This is a genomic window from Herbidospora daliensis, from assembly GCF_001570585.1.
Taxonomy (GTDB): domain Bacteria; phylum Actinomycetota; class Actinomycetes; order Streptosporangiales; family Streptosporangiaceae; genus Herbidospora; species Herbidospora daliensis.
In genome coordinates, this window is record NZ_BBXF01000008.1 from 48,457 (window position 1) to 68,154 (window position 19,698).

16 protein-coding genes are annotated in these 19,698 nt (G+C 71.3%); 8 read left to right on the plus strand and 8 right to left on the minus strand.

Going from position 1 to position 19,698, the window contains the following annotated elements:
* Positions 1 to 15: 15 nt before the first annotated feature.
* The 3 genes from AW274_RS32835 to AW274_RS32845 are packed head-to-tail and all read left to right on the plus strand — an operon-like array spanning position 16 to position 4,431.
* Positions 16 to 2,952 (plus strand): AAA family ATPase, encoded by a 2,937-nt coding sequence (locus AW274_RS32835; RefSeq protein WP_062440831.1) that lies wholly within the window; start codon positions 16 to 18, stop codon positions 2,950 to 2,952.
* Positions 2,949 to 3,839, plus strand: a complete 891-nt coding sequence (locus AW274_RS40780; RefSeq protein WP_198169524.1) for a S8 family serine peptidase — start codon at positions 2,949 to 2,951, stop codon at positions 3,837 to 3,839. The genes AW274_RS32835 and AW274_RS40780 overlap by 4 nt, the downstream gene beginning before the upstream one ends.
* A complete protein-coding gene (locus AW274_RS32845) occupies positions 3,829 to 4,431 on the plus strand; it encodes a GAF domain-containing protein (protein ID WP_062440836.1) in 603 nt (200 codons plus the stop codon). Before AW274_RS40780 ends, AW274_RS32845 begins: the two co-directional genes overlap by 11 nt.
* A 10-nt stretch (positions 4,432 to 4,441) precedes the next feature.
* Here AW274_RS32845 and AW274_RS32850 read toward each other — a convergent pair whose 3' ends face one another.
* Together AW274_RS32850 and AW274_RS32855 are read right to left on the minus strand one after the other, a co-directional pair.
* Positions 4,442 to 4,789, minus strand: coding sequence for a DoxX family protein (locus tag AW274_RS32850; protein WP_062440839.1), 348 nt, complete (start codon positions 4,787 to 4,789; stop codon positions 4,442 to 4,444).
* A gap of 111 nt (positions 4,790 to 4,900) precedes the next feature.
* The gene (locus AW274_RS32855; RefSeq protein ID WP_062440843.1) at positions 4,901 to 5,791 is read right to left on the minus strand and encodes a sigma-70 family RNA polymerase sigma factor; all 891 of its coding nucleotides are present in this window, start codon (positions 5,789 to 5,791) and stop codon (positions 4,901 to 4,903) included.
* A gap of 183 nt (positions 5,792 to 5,974) precedes the next feature.
* Here AW274_RS32855 and AW274_RS32860 point away from each other — a divergent pair, with 183 nt between their 5' ends.
* Positions 5,975 to 8,581 (plus strand): helix-turn-helix transcriptional regulator, encoded by a 2,607-nt coding sequence (locus AW274_RS32860; RefSeq protein WP_062440846.1) that lies wholly within the window; start codon positions 5,975 to 5,977, stop codon positions 8,579 to 8,581.
* Between the two features lie 52 nt (positions 8,582 to 8,633).
* Positions 8,634 to 9,824 (plus strand): MFS transporter, encoded by a 1,191-nt coding sequence (locus AW274_RS32865; protein WP_198169525.1) that lies wholly within the window; start codon positions 8,634 to 8,636, stop codon positions 9,822 to 9,824.
* A gap of 146 nt (positions 9,825 to 9,970) precedes the next feature.
* On the opposite strand, the gene AW274_RS43210 is transcribed toward AW274_RS32865, so the two are convergent.
* Complete coding sequence (locus AW274_RS43210) at positions 9,971 to 10,378, minus strand: DUF8143 family protein (protein ID WP_500786078.1); 408 nt, start codon at positions 10,376 to 10,378, stop codon at positions 9,971 to 9,973.
* A 293-nt stretch (positions 10,379 to 10,671) separates the two neighbouring features.
* Here AW274_RS43210 and AW274_RS40785 point away from each other — a divergent pair, with 293 nt between their 5' ends.
* Positions 10,672 to 10,947 carry a hypothetical protein gene (locus tag AW274_RS40785; RefSeq protein ID WP_062440853.1) on the plus strand — a complete coding sequence of 92 codons (276 nt, stop codon included), beginning with the start codon at positions 10,672 to 10,674 and terminating at the stop codon, positions 10,945 to 10,947.
* 67 nt (positions 10,948 to 11,014) lie between these two features.
* On the opposite strand, the gene AW274_RS32880 is transcribed toward AW274_RS40785, so the two are convergent.
* A complete protein-coding gene (locus tag AW274_RS32880; protein ID WP_062440857.1) occupies positions 11,015 to 11,668 on the minus strand; it encodes a DUF305 domain-containing protein in 654 nt (217 codons plus the stop codon).
* A 175-nt stretch (positions 11,669 to 11,843) separates the two neighbouring features.
* Here AW274_RS32880 and AW274_RS32885 point away from each other — a divergent pair, with 175 nt between their 5' ends.
* Both AW274_RS32885 and AW274_RS32890 read left to right on the plus strand, forming a co-directional pair.
* Complete coding sequence (locus AW274_RS32885; RefSeq protein ID WP_083975228.1) at positions 11,844 to 13,607, plus strand: LVIVD repeat-containing protein; 1,764 nt, start codon at positions 11,844 to 11,846, stop codon at positions 13,605 to 13,607.
* A 105-nt stretch (positions 13,608 to 13,712) separates the two neighbouring features.
* Complete coding sequence (locus tag AW274_RS32890; RefSeq protein WP_198169526.1) at positions 13,713 to 15,050, plus strand: cytochrome P450; 1,338 nt, start codon at positions 13,713 to 13,715, stop codon at positions 15,048 to 15,050.
* Here AW274_RS32890 and AW274_RS32895 read toward each other — a convergent pair.
* The 4 genes from AW274_RS32895 to AW274_RS32905 all read right to left on the minus strand — a co-directional run bounded on the left by AW274_RS32895 (position 15,047) and on the right by AW274_RS32905 (position 19,607).
* The gene (locus tag AW274_RS32895; RefSeq protein WP_062440864.1) at positions 15,047 to 16,198 is read right to left on the minus strand and encodes an acyl-CoA dehydrogenase family protein; all 1,152 of its coding nucleotides are present in this window, start codon (positions 16,196 to 16,198) and stop codon (positions 15,047 to 15,049) included. The two genes, AW274_RS32890 and AW274_RS32895, sit on opposite strands and share 4 nt — an antisense overlap.
* 39 nt (positions 16,199 to 16,237) lie before the next feature.
* Positions 16,238 to 16,402, minus strand: coding sequence for a DUF5999 family protein (locus tag AW274_RS41585; RefSeq protein ID WP_169806334.1), 165 nt, complete (start codon positions 16,400 to 16,402; stop codon positions 16,238 to 16,240).
* Between the two features lie 437 nt (positions 16,403 to 16,839).
* Positions 16,840 to 17,559, minus strand: coding sequence for a phytanoyl-CoA dioxygenase family protein (locus tag AW274_RS32900; RefSeq protein WP_062440867.1), 720 nt, complete (start codon positions 17,557 to 17,559; stop codon positions 16,840 to 16,842).
* Positions 17,556 to 19,607 (minus strand): spermine/spermidine synthase domain-containing protein, encoded by a 2,052-nt coding sequence (locus AW274_RS32905; RefSeq protein WP_062441479.1) that lies wholly within the window; start codon positions 19,605 to 19,607, stop codon positions 17,556 to 17,558. The genes AW274_RS32900 and AW274_RS32905 overlap by 4 nt, the downstream gene beginning before the upstream one ends.
* Positions 19,608 to 19,698 lie beyond the last annotated feature (91 nt).

Here is a 19,698-nt window from a genome sequence, read left to right on the forward strand (position 1 = left end):
GCTCGTCGTCACATCGTGGTCCTGTTCATCGACCTGTCCGGGTCGACCGAACTCGCGGAGCGTCTCGACCCCGAGCTGCTCATGCAGATCCTGGAGCGCTACTACGCGGGATGCAGGGAGGCGATCTTCGCCAACGGCGGCGTGATCGAGAAGTACATCGGCGACGCCATCATGGCCGTCTTCGGCATCCCGCTCAGCCGCGAGGACGACGCCCTGCGCGCGGTGCTCGCCGCCTACGGCGCGATGAGATCGGTGTACGACCTGGCCGACCAGCTCGAACGCACCGTCGGCGTCCGGATCGGGGCGCACGTCGGGGTGGCGTTCGGCGAGGTCATGGTGGTCGGCAACACCGGGACCGACGTCCGCGTCATCGGCGACACCGTCAACACCGCCGCCCGCATCCAGTCGGCCGCCAAGGAGGGCGAGATCCTGCTCGGCGACGACGTCGCCCGGCTGGTGCGCCAGCACGCGGTCATGGAGGAGGTCCCGCCGCTCACGCTGAAGGGCAAGAAGGACCCCGTCCGCGCCTGGCGGCTGGTCGACGTCGAACCCGACCGCGCGGGGGAGGCGGGCGCCGACACCGTCCCGCTGATCGGCCGCGACGAGGAGCTGGGCCAGCTCACCCGCCTGCACGAACGTGTGGTCAGGGAACGGTTGTGCGGGATGGCGACCCTGCTGGGCGTGCCGGGCATCGGCAAGTCGCGGCTGGTGCGCGAGTTCCTGCACCGGCTCCCGGCGGACGTGCGGGTGCTGACCGGGCGCTGCCCGTCGTACGGCATCGGCGCCACCTACCGCCCGATCGCCGAGATGCTCGAAGACGTCAACGGCGACTGGCCCGCGGTCGCGGCGGCGGTCGGCCCCGACGGCGAACGCACCCTGCGCTCCCTGACGGGCAACGGCCAGACCCCCGGCGTCGCCGAGATCGCCCGCGCGGTCCGCGGCGCCCTGGAGGCGATGGCCGGCGACCGTCCCCTCGTGGTGGTGCTCGACAACCTCCAATGGGCCGAGCCGACCCTGCTCGAACTCGTCGACGACTGCGTGTCGTGGCTGACCGACGTGCCGGTGCTGTTCGTCTGCGTCGCGCGGCCGGAGATCTACGAGCTGCGTCCCGGCTGGGGCGGCGGCGTGGCCTGCGGCATGTCGCTGGAGCTCGGCCCGCTGAGCGGCGCGGACGTCGCCCGGCTGGTCCAGGAGTTGTGCGCGGAACGCGTCGAGGTCACGGCGCACGCCGACGAGGCCCTGCACTGGCGGGTCGCCGCCAGCAGCGACGGCAACCCGCTGTTCGCCGAGCTCATGCTGGAGACGCTGACCGAGGGCGACGGCTCGTTGCCGCCCACCATCACCGCGCTGCTGGGCGCCCGGCTCGACCGGCTCGGCGGCGACGAACGCGAGGTGCTGGAGCGGGCCGCGACCATCGGCCAGATGTTCACCCTCGGCCAGGTCGAGATGCTCGGCCCGGACCTCTCCGCGGGGACCCCGTCGGGGCCGGTGCGCAGCCTCCAGCGCGACCGCCTGGTCAGACGGGGCTCCCAGCCGGGCGCCTTCGAGTTCACCCAGACCCTCACCCGCGAGACCGTCTACTCGCTGACCAGCAAGGAACAGCGCGCCGACTGGCACCGCCGCCTCGCCGACTGGCTCGGCGAGCAGGAGGCCGCCGACGACACCCCGTTCCGCAGCTGGACGTCCGGCGACATCAGCCGCCACCTGCTCGCCGCCTGCCGCTTCACCCGCGAGGTCCGCCCGTTCGACCCGCTGCTCGACGAGCTCACCGATCGCGCCGCGACCGCGCTGATCCGCGACGGCGGCGAGGCCCTGCACCGCAAGGACCTCCCGGCCGCCATCGCCCTGCTCGAACGCGGCCGCGAGATCCTGCCGAAGGGCCGCGAGGAGCACCGCCGCCTCGCGGTCCTGATCAGCGACGCCGAACTGGCCCGGGGAGAGGCCGGGAAGGCCGCCGCCGCACTCGACGCCGCCGAGGAGATGCTCCCCGGCGACCCGCGCACCGTGCTGACCTGCACGATCCAGCGCGAGATGCTGGGCCTGCGCACCGGCCGCACCACGGATCCCGAAGCGCTGCGCGACCGCCTGGAAACCGGCGACGACCTCGGCTGGTGCCGTTTCCACCAGCTCGAAGCCTGGACCCACATCGACGCCGGCCGCTTCGGCGCCGCCGACCGGGCGCTGCGCGACGGCCTGGCCCGCGCCCGCGCGATGGGCGACCGCTACGAGGAGGACCGCCTGCTCGGCGGCCTGTGCGAGCTGGTCCAGTGGTCGCCGGCCCCGGTCGGCGAGGGCCTGGCGCTCTGCGCCGACCTCCTCGACAGGTTCGTCGGCGACCGCGCCCTGCTGGTGCCGGTCCTGCTCACCAGGGCCCGGCTGCTCGGGCTCTCCGGCGACCTCGACGCGGCCAGGGAGACGCTCGACACCGCCGCCGACTACGTCGACGAACTCGACCTCGGCCTGCCCGCCATCGCGGTCACCCAGGTCAGGGGCCTGGTCGAGTCGCTGGCCGGCGACCACGAGAGGGCCCGCGCGCTGTTCCGCGACGCCGCCGCCGCGCTGCACGCCTCCGGCCACGGCGGCGCCGCCGCCACGCTGGAGATCTACGCCGCCCGCGAGAGCCTGCGGCTGGGCGACGCCCGCACGGCCGCCCAGGAGCTCGGCGGCCGCGAGGGGCCCCGCCAGCTCAGAGGAGAGCTCATCGCGATGGTGCTGAGAGCCGCCATCGCGGTGCAGCCGGAGGCGCTGGAGCTCGCCGACCGGGCGGCCGAGCTCGTCGAGACCACCGACGATCCCTGTCTGCGCGGCGACGTCCTCGTCGAGGTCGCCCAGATGCGGCGGGCGGCCGGGCGCGACCCGTCCGGAGCCCTCCGCGAAGCGCTCGGCGCCTACGAGAGCAAAGGGGCGAGCCTGCTCGCCCAACGGACCCGCGACCTCCTGGGGGACCTGTGACCTTGACGCCGACCAACCCGCCGCTGCCGCCGTGGCGGCGGGCCCAGCGCGACCACTTCCCGGGAGTGCCGGCCTGGGGGCTGGCCACCCGCCGGGCCGCGCCGGAGCCCTTCGAGATCAGCCGGCTGGAGTCGGTCGACAAGGAGTGGGCCTACGGCGGGGCCGACGGCACCGGTGTCCGGGTCTGCGTGCTGGACACCGGTGTCCAGGCCGACCACCCGCACGTCGGCGGGCTGGAGGCGTCGTACCAGGTGGTCGCCGACGACGCCGGGAGGATGTCGGTCGCCGAATGCGAACCGCACGACCCGGCCGGGCACGGCACCGCCTGCGCCTCGGTGATCCGCCAGGTCGCGCCGGGCACCTCGATCAGCTCGTTGCGGGTGCTCACCGACGGCAAGAACGGCAGCGGCGACGCGCTGCTGACGGGCCTGCGATGGGCGATCGAGGCGGGCTTCGACGTCATCAACATGAGCCTGTCGACGACGAAGTCGGACTTCCGGCACACCCTTCAAGAACTGGCCGACCGCGCCTACTTCCGCCGTTGCCTGCTGGTCGCCGCCGCGCATAACATGCCGGTGCTCAGCTTCCCGTGGACGTTCTCCTCGGTCGTCAGCGTCGCCAGCCACGACCAGGCCGACCCGATGACCTACTACTACAACCCCTCGCCGCCCGCCGAGTTCCACGCCCGGGGCGTCAAGGTGCCGGTGGCCTGGGCGGGCGGGAAGGTGGTGCGCAGCACCGGCAACAGCTTCGCCGCCCCGCACATCGCCGGGATCTGCGCGCTGATCCTGAGCAAGCACCCCTGGCTGACGCCGTTCCAGCTCAAGACCGTGCTCTATCTCGCCGCGGACAACACCACTCAGAACGGAGAGCCTGATGTCCTCTGAGGACTTCGACAGCACCGAACGCAAGCTGCTGCAGTCGATCGTGGAGGTGGCCCGCCACATGTTCGGCGCGGCCGCCGCGTCGATCTTCCTGGTCGACCCGGAGACCGGCGAGCTGGTCTTCGAGGCCGTCTCGGGCGAGGGCGAGAAGGAACTGGTCGGCAGCCGCTTCCCGGCCGGGACCGGCATCGCGGGCTGGGTCGCCACCAGCGGCCAGCCGATGGTCGCCGACGACCTGAAGACGACCAGGTTCGACCAGGACGCCGCCGAGTCGACCGGCTACGTGCCCGCCACGATCATGGCGGCCCCGCTGATCCGCTTCGAGGAGTGCGTCGGCGTGCTGGAGGTGCTCGACCGGGCCGAGTCACGCAGCGACCTCGACGACATCGAACTCCTGGGCCTGTTTGCCACCCAGGCCGCCTGCGGCCTGGAGTTCCTGCTCCGGGTGAGGCAGAGCAGCGAGCCCCGCGCCCAGATCGACCCCCAGGTGGTGCTCCGCCGCCTGAGCGACCGCCCGCCGAACGGCGACGGCCCCCGCGACGTCGCCGCGCTCAAGCTCCTGGCGCTGGCCGACGAACTGCTGACCCTCTCGTAGCGCCCGTCGCTCACACGGCGCTCGCCAGGGCGAGGGCGGCCGCGACCGGGACCAGGTAGAGCAGGGGGTAGGGAAGGTGGCCGTAGGAACGGGCGCGGACGACGGTGACGACGGCGCCGGTGAAGTAGAGGATCAGCGCGACGGCTGAGATCGTGCCGAGCACGGGGACGAGGAGGCCGGTGAGCAGCCCGGCGGCCCCGGCCGCCTTGGCGGCGCCCAGCCAGGGCCACCATGAGCTGGGCACGCCGTACTCCTGGAGGGGTTCGACGACCCAGGCGGCGCGGCGCAGGATCGAGTAGGCGGAGAAGGCGACCCACAGGGCGGCCAGGACGGTCACGATGAGGTGAGCGGTGAACATGCGCGGTACTCCGTTGTCGTTGCCGGTTCGATTGGTCGTCACCGCCTTGACCCGCGCCGCGAACCGATGTGACCGCCCTGTTCGGTGATCTGGGTCACATGCCGGACGGGCTCAGGAATCGAGCACGGCCAGGTCGAGCGCGGCCAGGCGGCCGGGTTCCGCGACGACGTCGATCCCGGTGATGAGCCCGTCGGCGATGGTGAAGGCGAGCACCACGCGCAGCCGGCCACCGGGCGCCATGGCCAGACCGGGCCTGCCGTCGACGAGGCCGAGTCCGGTGAACCGGGCCCGCTGGACGGCGGCCATCGCGCCGCGGGCGACGGGTCCGGCGCCGGTCACGGTGACGGGCTCAGAGGTGGGGATGACGGCCGCGTCGGCCTTCAGGACGACCTCGGGGTGCAGCAGCCGGACCAGCGCGTGATAGTCACCGCTGCGGGTGGCCGACAGGAACGCCGCGACGATCTCCCGATGGCCGGCCGTCTCGCCGGGGGGAGCGCCGCCGCCGCGGACCCGGCGCCGGGCACGGCTGGCCAGCTGCCGGGTCGCCTCCTCCGTACGGTCGAGCATGGGGGCGATCTGCTCGAACGGCACGGCGAACAGATCACGCAGCACGAACGCGACCCGCTCGGCGGGAGAGAGCGTGCCGAGGACGACCAGCAGGGCCACGCCCACCTGGTCGGCCATGACGGCCTCCTGCTCGGGGTCGGCGCCGGTGCTGAGCAGCGGGTCGACGGCCTGGGCCTCCAGGGATTCCTCGCGGCGGTACGCGCGCGAGCGCAGCATGTTCAGGCACACGCGGGCCACCACGGTGGTCAGCCATCCGTCGAGGTTGCGCACCTCGCTCAGGTCGGCTCGGCCGGCGCGCAGCCAGGCGTCCTGCAGGGCGTCGTCGGCCTCGCTCAGCGACCCGAGCAACCGGTAGGCGACCGCCCGCAGACGCGGCCGCTGCTCGGTGAAGCGCCTGGTCAGCCACTCGCCATTCTCGACGTCGTCACTGCGCAAAGGGTCACATCCTCGATTCGGCGGTGAGCAAGGGTCGCGCACCGCGACCGGGGGCCGAATACCCTCGGTCCAGCCTTCCGGCAATGACTGAATCGCGCCAGATTTCTGACATTTCTTGACATGGCGTCAGTCAGTGGAGCTCTCGTCTACTCGAATGGTCACCGCGGCGTTCGAAGGGACGAAATGGGACCGGATTCGCGCCCCACACGTTCATGGCCGCTCGTCGGACGCGCCGCCGCGCTGCGGGTCATCACCGAATCGGCGGCGGAGCCCGACGTCGACGGCGTCGTGGTGGTCGGCCCGCCGGGGGTGGGCCGCACCCGCCTGGTGAAGGAGGCGGCGTCCCGCCTGTCGGCGGCGGGCCACCCCGTCTCGTCGGCGACCGGCACCCGGGCGTCCGGCACGATCCCGCTCGGCGCGCTGCTCCACCTGGCCCCGCCGGGAGACGCGCTCGGCACCTTCTCCCGGATCGTGGCGCGCTTCGGCGCCCCGGGCGGGCGGCGGCCGGTGCTGGTGGTCGACGACGCCCATCTGCTCGACTCGGCCTCGGCCGCGCTGGTGTTCCAGCTCGCCGGGCACACCCGCACGTTCGTGGTGCTGACCGTCCGGCAGGGCCAGACCGCGCCCGACGTGGTCACCGCGCTCTGGAAGGAAGGGGCCGCCCGCCGGGTCGAACTCGGGCCGCTCGCCGACGACGAGGTCGACGCCGTGCTCGAACGCGGCCTCGGCGGCCCCCTCGACGCCGTCACCCGCCGCAGCCTGCGCCGCCTGTCGGCGGGCAACCCCCTGGTGCTGTACGAACTGGTGCAGTCGGCCCTGGAGGGAGGCTCCCTGCGTACCGTCGACGGTTTGTGGCACCTGGAGGGGAACCTGCGGGTCACCGGCCGATTGGGCGATCTCGTCGAGGCCCAGATGGACGTCGACGACGCCGCCGTGCTGAGCGTGCTGGAGGTGCTGGCCTGCAAGGAGCCGCTCAGCCAGCCCGTGGTGGAGTCGATCACCGGCCACGCGGCGGTCGTCGAGGCCGAACGCCGGGGGCTGGTCCTGCTCGAACGGTCCGGCCAGCGTATCCAGACCCGGCTCACCATCCCGGCGTACGCCGGGGTGATCAGGGCGCGCATGCCCCGGGCCCGGCACCGGGCGATCTGGGAGAGCCTGGCCGAGTCGCTCGCCAAGACCCCGCGCCGCCGCGCCGACGACGCGCTCGAACTGGCCGTCTCCCGGCAGCGGGCCGGGCTCGGCTCCTCGGTGGGGGAACTGCTCGCGGGGGCCCGCCAGGCGGCCGAGCACCTGGAGTTCGACATGGCCGAACGGCTCGCCATGGCGACCCGGGAGGCCGGCGGCGGCGTCGACGCCGACCTGACGCTGGCCGAGGTGCTGGCCTGGCAGGGCCGCTACGAGGCGGCGGCCGGAATCCTGCCCGAGCCGGAGGACTGCGCCGACGAGGAGAGCTCCGACCGCCGCGCGATGTTGCAGGAGCGCATCGACTACTGGCACCGCGAGGCCGCCCCGGCCGGCGGCCACCCGCCCGGGGAACGCGCCGCCGAGGCGGTGTCGACGTGGATCGTCCTGCTGGAGGGCGACGTCGCCCGCTCGATCGCGGTGGGCGGCGCGCTGCTGGCCCTGCCCGACCCGCAACTGCCGCCCCGCGCCGTGACCTGGGCCGCGACGGCGGTCATGGTGGCCGCGGGTCTCACCGGCGACCGGCGGCTGATCGACCAGGCCGCCGCGACCGGCCTGCACGTCGCGGTCGAGCACCGCAACACCCTGCCGAGGGCCCAGGCGCAGGTGCGCACCGTGCGGTGCGTGGCGCTGGTGCTGGCCGGGGCGCTGGTCGACGCGGCCGCCGCCGTCGAGGCGGGCTACCAGGAGTCGGTCCGCACCCAGCTCCCGCAGACGGTCGGGGTCTGGACCGGCCTGCGCGGCATCGTCGCCAAGGCCCAGGGCCGGGTGACCCTGGCGCAGCAGGCGTTGCGCGAGTCGATCGTGCTGCTCGAAGGCCACGACCCGCTCCGCCTCCAGCGCCTCTACCTGTCGGAGCTCGTCGGCGCCCACGCGATGGCGGGCGACACCGCCGGGGCCGACCACTGGCTGGCCCGCATGGCGGAGACCCCGGCCCCGCCGGGCGCGCTGGTCGACCCGTGGATCAACCGCAACCGCGCCTGGGCCGCCGTCGCCGCCTCCGACCTGCCGCTCGCCGCCGAACGTGCGCTCACCGCCGCCAAGGAGGCCCGCCGGGCCGGCGCGCCCCTGCTGGAGGCGCACGCCCTGGCCGACGCCTGCCGGATGGGCGCGGCCGGCGCGGCCCGCGACCGCCTGGCCGAGCTGTTGGTCACCACCCCGACCCCGGTGACCAGGGCGTTCGCCGCCATGGCCGCCGCCCACGCGGCCGACGACCCCGACCTGCTGCTCGAATCGGCCGGCACGCTGGCCCGCCTCGGGCACACCCTGGCGGGGGCCGAATGCGCCGCGACCTCCTATCGGTTACTCGTGGCGGCCGGACGACGGACGGCCGCCACCAGCGCGCAGACGCTGGCCAGAGAACTGCTGACCGACTGCGGCGGGGCGAGGACGCCGCAGGCGGACCTGTCGGGCGGCGACGCCACGCTGACCCCCCGGGAGCTCCAGATCGCCAAGCTGGTGGCGTCGGGCCTGTCGGGCCGCGCGGTCGCCGACCGGCTCGACCTGTCGCTGCGCACGGTCAACAACCACCTGGGCCGGGTCTACACGAAGCTCGGGGTGTCGGGGCGGCAGGCCCTGGCGCAGGTGCTCGGCTCGACCGACACATGAGCGGCGAGGTCGGGTAGACGTCCACAATCAGGGACATGCGAGCATGTCTCGGGTGAAAGCCCCACCCCAGGTCATGACCCCGGGCCTGACGTTCCTCTTCGCCGTCGCCGGAGGCGCGGCGGTCGGCAACCTCTACTGGGCCCAGCCCCTGCTCGACTTCATCGCCGCCGACCTGGGCGCGTCCACGGCGAGCGCCGGGTTGCTGGTCACCGCCACCCAGGTCGGCTACGCCGTGGGCATCCTGCTCTTCGTCCCGCTGGGCGACGTGCTCGACCGGCGGAAGCTGATCCCGGTGATGCTGGTGGTGTCGGCGGTGATGCTGGTGTTGTGCGCGCTGGCGCCGACGTTCGGGCTGCTGCTGGGCGCGATCACGCTGATGGGGATCACGACCGTGGCCGGGCAGCTGCTCACCCCGCTGGCCGGCGACCTGGCCGATCCGGCGCGGCGCGGCCACGTGGTGGGGGCCGTGACGTCGGGCATCCTGACCGGCATCCTGCTCAGCCGCACGATCAGCGGCCTGGTCGCCGAGTTCGCCGGGTGGCGCACCATCTTCCTGGCGGCCTCGGTGCTGGCGCTGGTCCTGGCCCTGCTGCTCTACCGGGCGCTGCCCGCGCTGGAGCCCAAGACCCGGCTGCCCTACCACCGCCTGATCGCCTCGGTGTTCTCGACGGTCCGCCGCGAGCGTGTGGTCCGCTGGACCCTCGCCCTCTCCTGCACCGGCTTCGCGATCTTCACCATGTTCTGGACGTCGCTCACCTTCCTGCTGAGCGCCCCGCCCTTCGACTACCCGGTCTCGGTGATCGGCCTGTTCGGCCTCGCGGGCCTGGCCGGCGCGGTGGCGGCCCAGCGCGCGGGCCGCCTGCACGACCGGGGCTGGTCGCTGCCCGCGACCGGGCTCGGGTGGGTGCTGGTCCTGCTGTCGTTCGGCCTGGCCGGGTTCGCCGGCCGGTCGGCGGCGCTGATCGTGCTGGTCGTGGTGCTGGTGGACGCGGGCATGCAGGGCCTCAACATCCTCAACCAGGCCCGGATCTTCGCGGTGTCGCACGATGCGCGCAGCCGGTTGAACACCGCGTTCGTGACCGGCAACTTCGTCGGCGGCGCGATCGGATCGGCGGCCGCCTCGGTGTTGTGGTCGGTCGGGCAGTGGCGGGCGGTGTGCCTGGCGGGCGTGGCCGCGTCGGCCGTCGCCCTGGCGATCTGGGCCGTCGGCCGGCGGGGCGCCCTCGTCGTTACCGAGGCGTGAGAGGCGAAGCCCCTGCGCCGCACCGGAATTCAGCGTTCCGTCCGGCGTTTCCCTCGCGTGCCCTTTTCAAGGGTCAGTGAAAGGCAATCTGGGACGCCCCCAGGGAAATCAAACCCAACATCGCACACAACCTGCGCAAACCACCGTCAAAACGGCACATATCGCTCGCTATCTCGGCCGAACAAGAAAAAGGTAGAAGAGTAAACCAACGTCGGGACGATCCAGAGGAGAAGCCCATGGACGGAAAGCGGCGAATCGCGATCACGGGGGCGGGGTTCCTCGGAGCGGCGGCCCTGATCCTGGCCCCGGTGTCGATGGCGTCGGCCGCCGAGGCCGCGACCCCGGCGACCACGACCGCGGCGAGCACATCGGCGAGCGTGTTCCCGGCCCACGACCGTTGGGGCGACGGCCACCGCCACCATCACCACAACAAGCATCACAACCACAATTACAACTACAACAACCACCATCACCACCACCACGGCCACAACCACGGCTGGTGGTACTGAGGGTCCCGTCCACCGCCCGGGTCGTCGCCCCGGGCGGTGGATCATGTCGGGGGAGGCCCGGCGGCATAAGGGCCGCGTAAGTCCTTTACCGGCCCGTGATGGGCGGGAGCGCCGCCGCCCGGGGGCTTCCGGGACATGATCCCCATTCGGCCCCAATCCATCCCCATAAAGGTCGCACTTGGACGTAGGCCAATAAGCCGTACATAAAAGCACCCCCTCAACCCGCTCCCAGGACCTCGCCCCGCTCCCGTCAAATGAGCACCACGCCCTCTCGCGCCGCTTGCCGGTCGTCGGAAAGCCTGGAGGGGCAAGCCAGGCGAATCCTAGGAGGAGAAGCCATGAACGGTAAGCGAGTCGCGACGGTGGGGGCGGGGGTCCTCGGTGCGGCGGCCCTGGTCCTGGGGCCCATCTCAGCGGCGGATGCCGAGACGGCCACCACCGCGACCACTACCGCGGTGAGCACGGTCACCCAGCCGGCGTCCACGACCTACGACGACTGGGACTGGGACGACGACTACTACTACGACGATTACTACTACGACGACTACTACTACGACGACTGGGACGACTGGGACGACGAGTACATCGTCGAGGAGTACTACTACTGGGACTAGCCCCTAGCGGCTCCCGCCTCCACCGCCCGGGTGACCACCCGGGCGGTGCAGGTTTCTCCGGGGCCTCCTACTGGAGCGGGCCGCCCATGCGGGCCAGCAGCTGCTGCATCCGGTCGATCTCGATGCGCTGGTCGGAGTCGACGTGGGTGGCGAACACGTAGGTCTCGGTCTCCTGGCCGCCGCCGGCGGCGAACAGCTTCTCCACCATCTCCAGGGCGCCCATGTGGTGGCCGATCATGAACTGGGTGAAGAGCCGGTCGAACTCGCCGTCCTTCGCCTTCTCCAGCCGGTCGAACTGGTCCTCGGTGAGCATGCCGGGCATCAGCTCGCCGGCCCCGTGCCCGTGTTCGGCCGACGGCGCCTCCTGCCCCCGGGAGGTCAGCCACTTGCGCATCTGGGTCATCTCGTCCTCCTGCGTGGACGAGATGCGCTGCGCGATCAGGGTCACGTCCCGGTTCTTCGTCCGGGTGGGCACGAGCGAGGTCATCCGGAGCGCCTGGCCGTGGTGCGGGATCATCCCCTGGAAGAACAGGACGTCGGCGGCGGTGAACGGGGCCGCGCTGACGGAGGGCACCGCGGTGCCCGTGAGCGTCTTGGCGGCCTGCCCGGGGGCGCCCGGCTGGACGACCACCGGCGCGTTCGGCGCCGCGGGCGGGGGCTCCTCGCTGCACCCGGCGATGACCAGGCCGGAGACCAGTAGTGACGCGCTCAGTCGGCGCATGTGGCTCATGGTGTGGGGGCTGCTTCCGCTGTACCGTCGGCATCTGTCCGGAAAAGTAGATATGTCTACGTATAGAACATCAAGACCCTTTCGGTTACGGTACGCGGTGAAATACCACATAGGACCGCCCCCCTGAAACCCGGGGCGGGCGGTTCCGACCTGAAGGGACGGCCCCTTGCGACTACGCACTCTCGGGGTCATCGCCGCTGCCGGAGCGTTAGTGGCGGGCTTCCTGCCCACCGCCGCTCAGGCCGCCGATGATCCGCGTGTCGGGCTCGGAGCCGGCTGGCTGGACGCACAGTCCGCCGCCAGCGGCCTCGAACTGACCAAACACAACGACAAGCCCGCCGGGTTCGTCAACCCCGACAGCCCGGGCAGCGCCTCGTTCGCCAACTCCGACCTGGCGTTCAGCGGCGACTACGCCTTCGCGGGCAACTACCACGGGTTCAACATCTACGACCTCAGCACCGGCGCCGATCCGGTCCTGAAGACGTCGGTGGTGTGCCCGGGTGGCCAGGGCGACCTCTCCGTCTACGGCAACCTGCTGTTCATGTCGGTGGAGGAGACCCGCGGCCGGATCGACTGCGGCACGCAGGGCGCCACCGGAACCGTGAACGCCGAGAGGTTCCGCGGTGTCCGCGTCTTCGACATCAGCGACATCAACGCCCCCCGTCAGGTGGCGGCCGTGCAGACCTGCCGCGGTTCGCACACCCACACGGTCGTGACCAGCCCCAAGGACAAGAAGAACGTCTTCGTCTACGTTCAGGGCACCTCCAGTGTCCGGTCCGGTGACGAGCTGGCCGGGTGCGCCAACACCGCCGCGACCGACCCCAACACGTCGTTGTGGCGCATCGAGGTCATCAAGGTCCCGCTGAAGAACCCGGAGACCGCGGCGGTCGTGGCCCAGCCTCGGCTGTTCGCCAACCCGGAGACCGGCGCGATCGACGGCCTGCAGAACACCCCGCCGACGGCGACCCACCCGTCGGGCACCAACTGGTCGCCCCGCCCCGTGACCAGCGCGTGCCACGACATCACCGCCTACCCGGAGATCGGCCTGGCCGCCGGCGCCTGCTCGGGCAACGGCATCCTGCTCGACATCAAGGACCCCGAGAACCCCAAGCGTCTGGACGCGGTCTCCGACCCGAACTACGCCTACTGGCACTCGGCGACCTTCAACAACGACGGCACCAAGGTCGTCTTCACCGACGAGTGGGGCGGCGGCTCCAGCGCCCGCTGCCGTGACACCGACCAGCCGTCGTGGGGCGCCAACTCCATCTACAACATCGTGAACGGCAAGCTGGTGTTCCAGAGCTACTACAAGCTCCCGGCGCCCCAGACGACGGCCGAGAACTGCGTGGCCCACAACGGCTCGCTGGTCCCGATCCCCGGTCGCGACATCATGGTCCAGGCGTGGTACCAGGGCGGCATCTCGCTCTGGGACTTCACCGACTCGGCCAACCCGAAGGAGCTCGGCTACTTCGACCGCGGCCCGGTGAACGCCTCGGCGCTCGTCCTCGGCGGCTTCTGGTCGGCGTACTGGTACAACGGCCAGATCTACGGCACCGAGATCGCGCGTGGTTTCGACGCCTTCAAGCTGGTCCCGACCGCCGCCGTGGCCAAGGAGGAGATCGACGCCGCGAAGACCGTCAAGCTGAACCTGTTCAACGCGCAGGGTCAGCCGAGGGTGTCGTGGGAGTCGAGCTTCGAGCTCGTCCGCGCCTACCAGGTGCAGGCCGAGCGCAGCGGTCTGGGCAAGGTCCAGGCCAAGGCCGTCGACGCCCTGATCGACGAGGCCAAGCGGCTGAAGGACCGGAACCAGAAGCTGCTGGCTTCGGTGGCCCTGAAGACCGCCGCCGCCCTGCTGAAGAAGTCCGACCCCGCCCAGGCCCGTCTCCAGACGGCCCTGGTCGACCTGTCGAAGACCGTCCTGCGTAAGTGAGTAGGCGGGCGGGTCCTTCCGGGGGCCCGCCCGTTCACACGAAGTTTTCTTGATCGGGCCTCGGTGCGCGCATACGCTCCGCGTGAGCGGATGGAAGTGTGCGGCATGGCTAAGATGTTCGACACCTCGCTGCGCATCGACGCGGCCGGGCCACGTGGGATCCCGATCGTCAACAACCTCCGGTTCCTCCGGCACAACGCCTGGTACACCCTCGACCACCTGGCCGCCCACCCCGGCCCCGTCATCCCGCTGACCGGCGGGAACGGGTCGGCCGTGCTGCTGCGCGGGGAAGAAGGCGCACGCGTCTACTTCACCGAGAACGAGGTGTTCGAGCGGCTCGCCGACGGCATCTTCGCCCTGCCGGAGGGCCGCCCCTGGTCGAAGATGTTCGACGCGGTCATCACCTTCAACGGCGAACGGCACCGCCGGGCCCGCCGCCTGCTGATGCCGATCACCCACAAGAGCGCGATGGACCACTACGGAACGGTCTTCGCCGAGACGTTCAAACGTTCCCGCTTCGCGCGGCCGGACGGCGAGCCGTTCGACATGGTGGCCGAGTTCCTCGACGTCACCCGCGCCAACATGCTGGTCTGCCTGCTCGGCATCGACGTCGACGACGCCAACGTCCGGCTCGCCGACGACGTCGCCCGCCTGCTCCGGGCCTTCCAGAACCCGCTGGTCCTGCTGTTCCGCAGCGAGGCCGCCTGGACGCCGCACGGCCGCTGGTTACGCGACCTCGCCTCGGTCTACGAGCGGCTGGAACTGCTCATCGAGCGCAAACGCGCCGACGACCCGCGAAGCGACGCCCTGTCGATCCTCTGCCACACCGTCGACGAACACGGCGACCGGCTCAGCACCCCGGAGATCGCCGGCGAGCTGCACGGCCTGTTCGCGGCCGGGTTCGAGACCACCGCCATGTCGATGACCTGGGCGCTGCTGACCGTCCTCGGCACCCCGGGCCCCCGTCCGGACACCGAGGCCGGCCTCGACGCGGCCGTCCGCGAGTCGCAGCGGCTGCTGCCGACCGTGCCGTTCAGCCTCCCGCGCCGGGTCGCCCGCGACATCAGGGTCGGCCCCACCGTGATCCCGAAGGGCGCGCTCGCGTTCGCCGCGCCGCTGCTGGAGCACCACGACCCGGCGTCCTACCCCGACCCGCACGTCTACCGCCCGGACCGCTGGACCGGCGCGAAGGTCGGCCCCTACGCGTTCCTGCCCTACGGCGTGGGCCAGCGCCGCTGCCTGGGCGCGTCCTTCGCCGACCTCCAGATCCGCACCACCCTCGGCCTGATGCGATGGCCGTCGCTGCTCACCACCGAGGTCGACTACGTCATCAGGTCGGGCGCGACCGCGTTCCCCGGCAGACCCGTCTATGTACGAACCGGCCCGCCCGCCCCCGCCCCCGGCCCGGTGACCGGGAGCGTGCGGCGTCTCTGGGCGGCCTAGACGAAGGCGCCCTCGCCCGTGATGGCCCGTCCGACGATGAGGGTGTTGATCTCCCGGGTGCCCTCGTAGCTGTAGATGGCCTCGGAGTCGGCGACGAACCGGCCCATGCCGTAGTCGAGCACGATCCCGTTCCCGGCCATGATCTCCCGCCCCCAGCCGACCGCCTCGCGCATGCGGGCCGTGCAGAACGCCTTGGCAAGCGCCGAGTGCTCGTCGCGGTAGACGCCGTCGTCCTGGAGTTGCGCCAGGCGTACCACCATGCCGAGAGAGCTGGTCACGTTGCCGAGCATGCGCACCAGCAGATCCTGCACGAGCTGGAACGACGCGATGGGCCGCCCGAACTGCTCACGTTCCTTCGAGTACGCCAGCGCCCGCTCGTAGGCGCCGATCATGCACCCGACGGCCTGCCAGGCGACGCCGCCCCGCGTCTGCCGCAGGATCGTCGCGGTGTCCTTGAACGAGGAGGCCCCGGCCAGCCGGTTCTCCTCCGGCACGAGCACGTTCTCCAGCGTGATGTCGGCGTTCTGGACGGTCCGCAGCGCGATCTTGTTCTCGATCTTCGTGGCGGTGAAGCCGGGGGAGCCCCGGTCGACCACGAACCCCTTGACCTGTCCGTCGCCCTCGTCCTTGGCCCAGACGACCACGTAGTCGGCGAACGTCGCGTTGCCGATCCAGCGTTTGGCCCCGTTGAGCACCCACGTGCCGCCCTCACGGCGGGCGGTGGTGCGGAGTCCGGCGGCGACGTCGGATCCGCCGGTCGGTTCGGTGAGCGCGAAGGCGCCGATCTTCTCCATCGCGGCCATCCGCGGCAACCAGCGCTCGCGCTGCTCCTCGGAGCCCAGCCGGGCGACGCTGCCCATGGCCAGGCCCGCGTGCACCCCGAAGAAGGTGCCCCACGAGGGGTCGACCCGGTTCATCTCCAGAACCACGAAACCGGTCAGCAGGCTGCGTGCGCCCCGGAAGGCGAGGCCCGCGACGTCGAGCTTGGCGAACTCGGGCACGAGCTGGTGTGGGAACTCGGCCCTGGTCCACTGGTCGTCGGCGATCGGCGCGACCCGATCGGCCATGAACTCGCGTACCCGCTCGATGACCTGCTGTTCATCCCCGTCGAGCAGGTCGGCGTACGCGTAGAGATCCCCGTTCGTCATGCCTCAACCCTGCCCGGGAGGCATGGAGCGTAACGAGGGTCAGCGCGCGGCGCTGCCGTCGGGGAGCAGCAGGCCGAGGTCCTCGAACAACACGACGCCGTTGCACAGCAGGCTCCAGCCCTGTTCCGGGTGGGCCGCCACGACGTGGGCGGAAACGCGGTCGGAGGCGTCGGGGGACGGACATTGGGGCTGATGCTGACACATCATCTCGACCTCTCAGGTGGGCTCCTGGATCATCAAACGAACGAATCTGCGGATTTGCGCCCGCTCTTCCTACTTTGGACACCTAAAGAGTGACCTAAGCCACTATCACTCTGCTTTCCGTCCGCTGTACGCGGATTGCAAGCTCCACCCGGGGCAGTTGCGCGCATCATGACGCGCGTCGTGGCGTCGCCATGGGGGTCTGGGGCCTCGACCGGGGCTCGATGTGGCAGGACGAGGCGACCACCTTCGCCCTCGCCGACCGCTCGCTCGAACGTGGACGCCGTCCACGGCCTCTACTGCCTGATCGTGCACGTCGTGCCGCTGCTTCCGGGCACGGAGGTGCTGATCCGGCTGCCGTGGTGCTCGCCACCGGCCTGGCCGCGCTCGCCGTCGCCGGAGCCGCCCGGCGAATGGGCGGCAGCGGCCTCGCGATCCGGCTATACGTGCGGCGCGAAGCCGCGCAGCATCATGCCCTGGCCCCGTGACCGGTGCACGTCGTCGGCCGGTTCGTCCTCCGGGTCGCGGAACTGCACCAGGAACGTGGTGCGGTCGTCGCCGGAGGTGTTCACCCCCGACCCGTGCACCAGCAGGTAGCTGAGGAACAGCACGTCACCGGCTTCCGCCTCGACGGGCACGGCCGACGACAGCGGCCACTCGTCGAGCGGCAGGTGCCAGCCCCCCTCCTCGACGTGGGGGAGCGGGCCGCCGAGGTGGCTGCCGGGAACCACCCGTACACAGCCCTTCTCCTCGGGGGCGTCGTCGAAGTGGAAGATGGCGGCGGCCATCGTGTGGCGGGTGTGCGGGAAGTGCGCCGCGTCCTGGTGCATCGGGAACGGCGAACCGCGCTCGGCCGGCTTGATGAAGATCTTCGTATGGTGCAGCTGGACGTTGGGCGAGCCCACGACCTCGGCGGCGACGTCGGTGAACCGGGGGTCGACGATCAGCCGCGAGAACGCGCCGGCGTGGAACTGCGCGTCGTGGCAGTGCCGCAGCTCGGTGTGCCGCTCGGTCAGCCTGCGGGCCACCGCCCACGTGGGGTCGACGGCCCGCAGCCGGGAGATCAGCTCATGGGTCTCCCGGCGGTAGGCCGCCGCCTCATCGGGGGTGAGCAACCCCTTGACCAGCGCGTATCCGTTCTCGCGATAGAAATCGATCATGTGAGCGCGCGGGCCGTGCGCGGCAGCAGCACGAACGCCCCCAGGTAGAGCAGGCCCGCCACGATCAGCAGCGAGTTGTAGCCGAGCACCAGGGCGGCGTACTCCAGGCACCCGCCGACCATCGCGCCCAGCAGGTTGGCGCCGAAGGCGGTCGTCGAGTCGTCGGTCTCGGTGAACCGCTTCGCGAACACCACGTTGGCCGCGAAGATCGGCAGGAACGCGATGGCCACCGCCACCGGGATGCGCAGCGCCAGCGGCAACGACAACAACCACGAGTTCGGCACGAGCCACCCCACGACCAGGCCGACGGCGATCACGCCGTACATGACCGGAAGGGACGGGGTGCGGAACCGGCGCGTCACCTCGACCGCGGCGAGCACCGCGACCAGGACGCCCGCGAAGACGATCGCGTTCACCACCCAGGTGGTGCCGAAGAGCAGCGCGAAGCCGGTGATGCTCTTGGTCTCCAGCAGCATGAAGCCGACGCCCAGCAGGAACAGGTCGGCGTAGGGCCGCATCTGCCGGAACGGCCCCGCGACCATCCGCACCGCGAAGACGCTGACCAGCAGGATCAGCCCCAGCGCGAAGATGTAGAGCGACGGGATCGAGCCGGTGCTCAGGTAGAGGAACGGCCGGTCGTCGCTGGTCGGCGCGGGCGTGCCCGCCGCGGCTCCGCCCCACTCGCCGGCGCACGCCTGGTCGGCGGGGGTGAGCCCGGCGGTGATGACGGCCTGGCCGCCCCAGCCGGTGAAGTCGACGCACGGCTTGTGCCCGAACGCCGCCTGCGCGGTCGACGCGAGCCGGTCGATCAGCCAGGTCTCGCGGTAGTAGTTGTACATCGAGAAGGCGCCGCCCGGCTTCAGGTGCTCCTTCGCCGCCTGCATCGCCTGCTCGGTGAACAGGTAGCTCTCCAGCCGCAGCGAGCTCGCGCCCGACACCAGGGTCAGCGAGTCGGGCAGCGCGAACAGGATCAGGTCGTACTTCTTGTCGGTCCGCTCCAGGAACGCCCGGCCGTCGTTGATGTGCGTGGTCACCCGGGGGTCGCTGTAGGGCTTGTCGGGGTGGGACCGGCCGCCGATCTCCCGCAGCTTCGGGTCGATCTCGACGGCGTCGACGCTCTTGGCGCCCTTCAGCAACGAGATCGCCACGTCGGTGCCGCTGCCCGCGCCGACGATCAGCACGTCGTCGAGCCGCTGGCTCCCGGCCGCGACCGAACGCTGGTAGGGCATGCCGTACTGCTGCTCCCACTCCAGCCGCTTGGCCGCCGGGATCGCCTGCTGGTGGGGGATGCCGTTCACCTGGATGTCCAGGACGGGCACCCCCTGGTTCTGGAACGCCTCGGTGGTGACCTTGTAGTAGGGCGACCAGAGGGCCCCGGCCGAGAACGTCTCGAATGCCAGCGCCCCGATGACCAGCAACGACGGAACCGCCAGCAGCACCCCGCCGAGCACCCGCCGCGGCCGCATCACCACGAAGTAGCCGATCGCGACCACGAGCCCCCACACCAGCGGCGGCGCGCTCAGGAACGACAGCAGCGTGAACAGCCCGATCCCGCACAACGACCCGACGAGGTCCCACCGGTAGGCCTCAAGCCGGTCGAGCTTCGGGAAACACTGACCGACCAGCTCGGCCGGCCCCATCAGCACCAGCGCGACCACCACGAAGATGATCGGCAGGATCAGCCAGGCCGGCGGCCCGCTCGTCTCCAGGCTGGTGAAGTAGAGGATCCCGGACGCCTCCCGGTTGACGTGCACCGGGAAGAAGCTGATGACCAGCACCAGCACGGCCAGCAGGACCGGCGAGTAGTAGGGCTGCCGCTTGGTGCGCCCCACCCGCAGGAACCCGAGCCCGATGCCGAGGAACGACCCCAGCAGGACGAAGTTGGTGAAATAACTCAGATGGACGACGTTGGATCCGGTCCACCGGATGAGCGACAACTCCAGGAAGAGCATCAACCCACTGGCCACCACGAGGCGGGGCCGCACCGAGAGCCAGTGGCGGGGTTCGTTGTCGTCCTGACGGGCGGGAGCTTCCTGCTGGACAGTCACCTGGGGCACGTTAGCGAACCGGTCAAAGTGTGACCAGGGTCTGTCAACTGAACGATCGGGACGACCGAGCTTGCAGCTCCGGACCGTCGAT

What these genes read in the sequence shown, in the direction of transcription:
- AW274_RS32845 (WP_062440836.1), top strand. Translation starts at nt 3,829, where the DNA reads ATGTCCTCTGAGGACTTCGACAGCACCGAACGCAAGCTGCTGCAGTCG.
- AW274_RS32860 (WP_062440846.1), top strand. Translation starts at nt 5,975, where the DNA reads ATGGGACCGGATTCGCGCCCCACACGTTCATGGCCGCTCGTCGGACGC.
- AW274_RS40785 (WP_062440853.1), top strand. Translation starts at nt 10,672, where the DNA reads ATGAACGGTAAGCGAGTCGCGACGGTGGGGGCGGGGGTCCTCGGTGCG.
- AW274_RS32900 (WP_062440867.1), bottom strand. Translation starts at nt 17,559, where the DNA reads ATGATCGATTTCTATCGCGAGAACGGATACGCGCTGGTCAAGGGGTTG.
- AW274_RS32890 (WP_198169526.1), top strand. Translation starts at nt 13,713, where the DNA reads ATGGCTAAGATGTTCGACACCTCGCTGCGCATCGACGCGGCCGGGCCA.
- AW274_RS32895 (WP_062440864.1), bottom strand. Translation starts at nt 16,198, where the DNA reads ATGACGAACGGGGATCTCTACGCGTACGCCGACCTGCTCGACGGGGAT.
- AW274_RS32850 (WP_062440839.1), bottom strand. Translation starts at nt 4,789, where the DNA reads ATGTTCACCGCTCACCTCATCGTGACCGTCCTGGCCGCCCTGTGGGTC.
- AW274_RS41585 (WP_169806334.1), bottom strand. Translation starts at nt 16,402, where the DNA reads ATGTGTCAGCATCAGCCCCAATGTCCGTCCCCCGACGCCTCCGACCGC.
- AW274_RS43210 (WP_500786078.1), bottom strand. Translation starts at nt 10,378, where the DNA reads ATGATCCACCGCCCGGGGCGACGACCCGGGCGGTGGACGGGACCCTCA.
- AW274_RS32880 (WP_062440857.1), bottom strand. Translation starts at nt 11,668, where the DNA reads ATGCGCCGACTGAGCGCGTCACTACTGGTCTCCGGCCTGGTCATCGCC.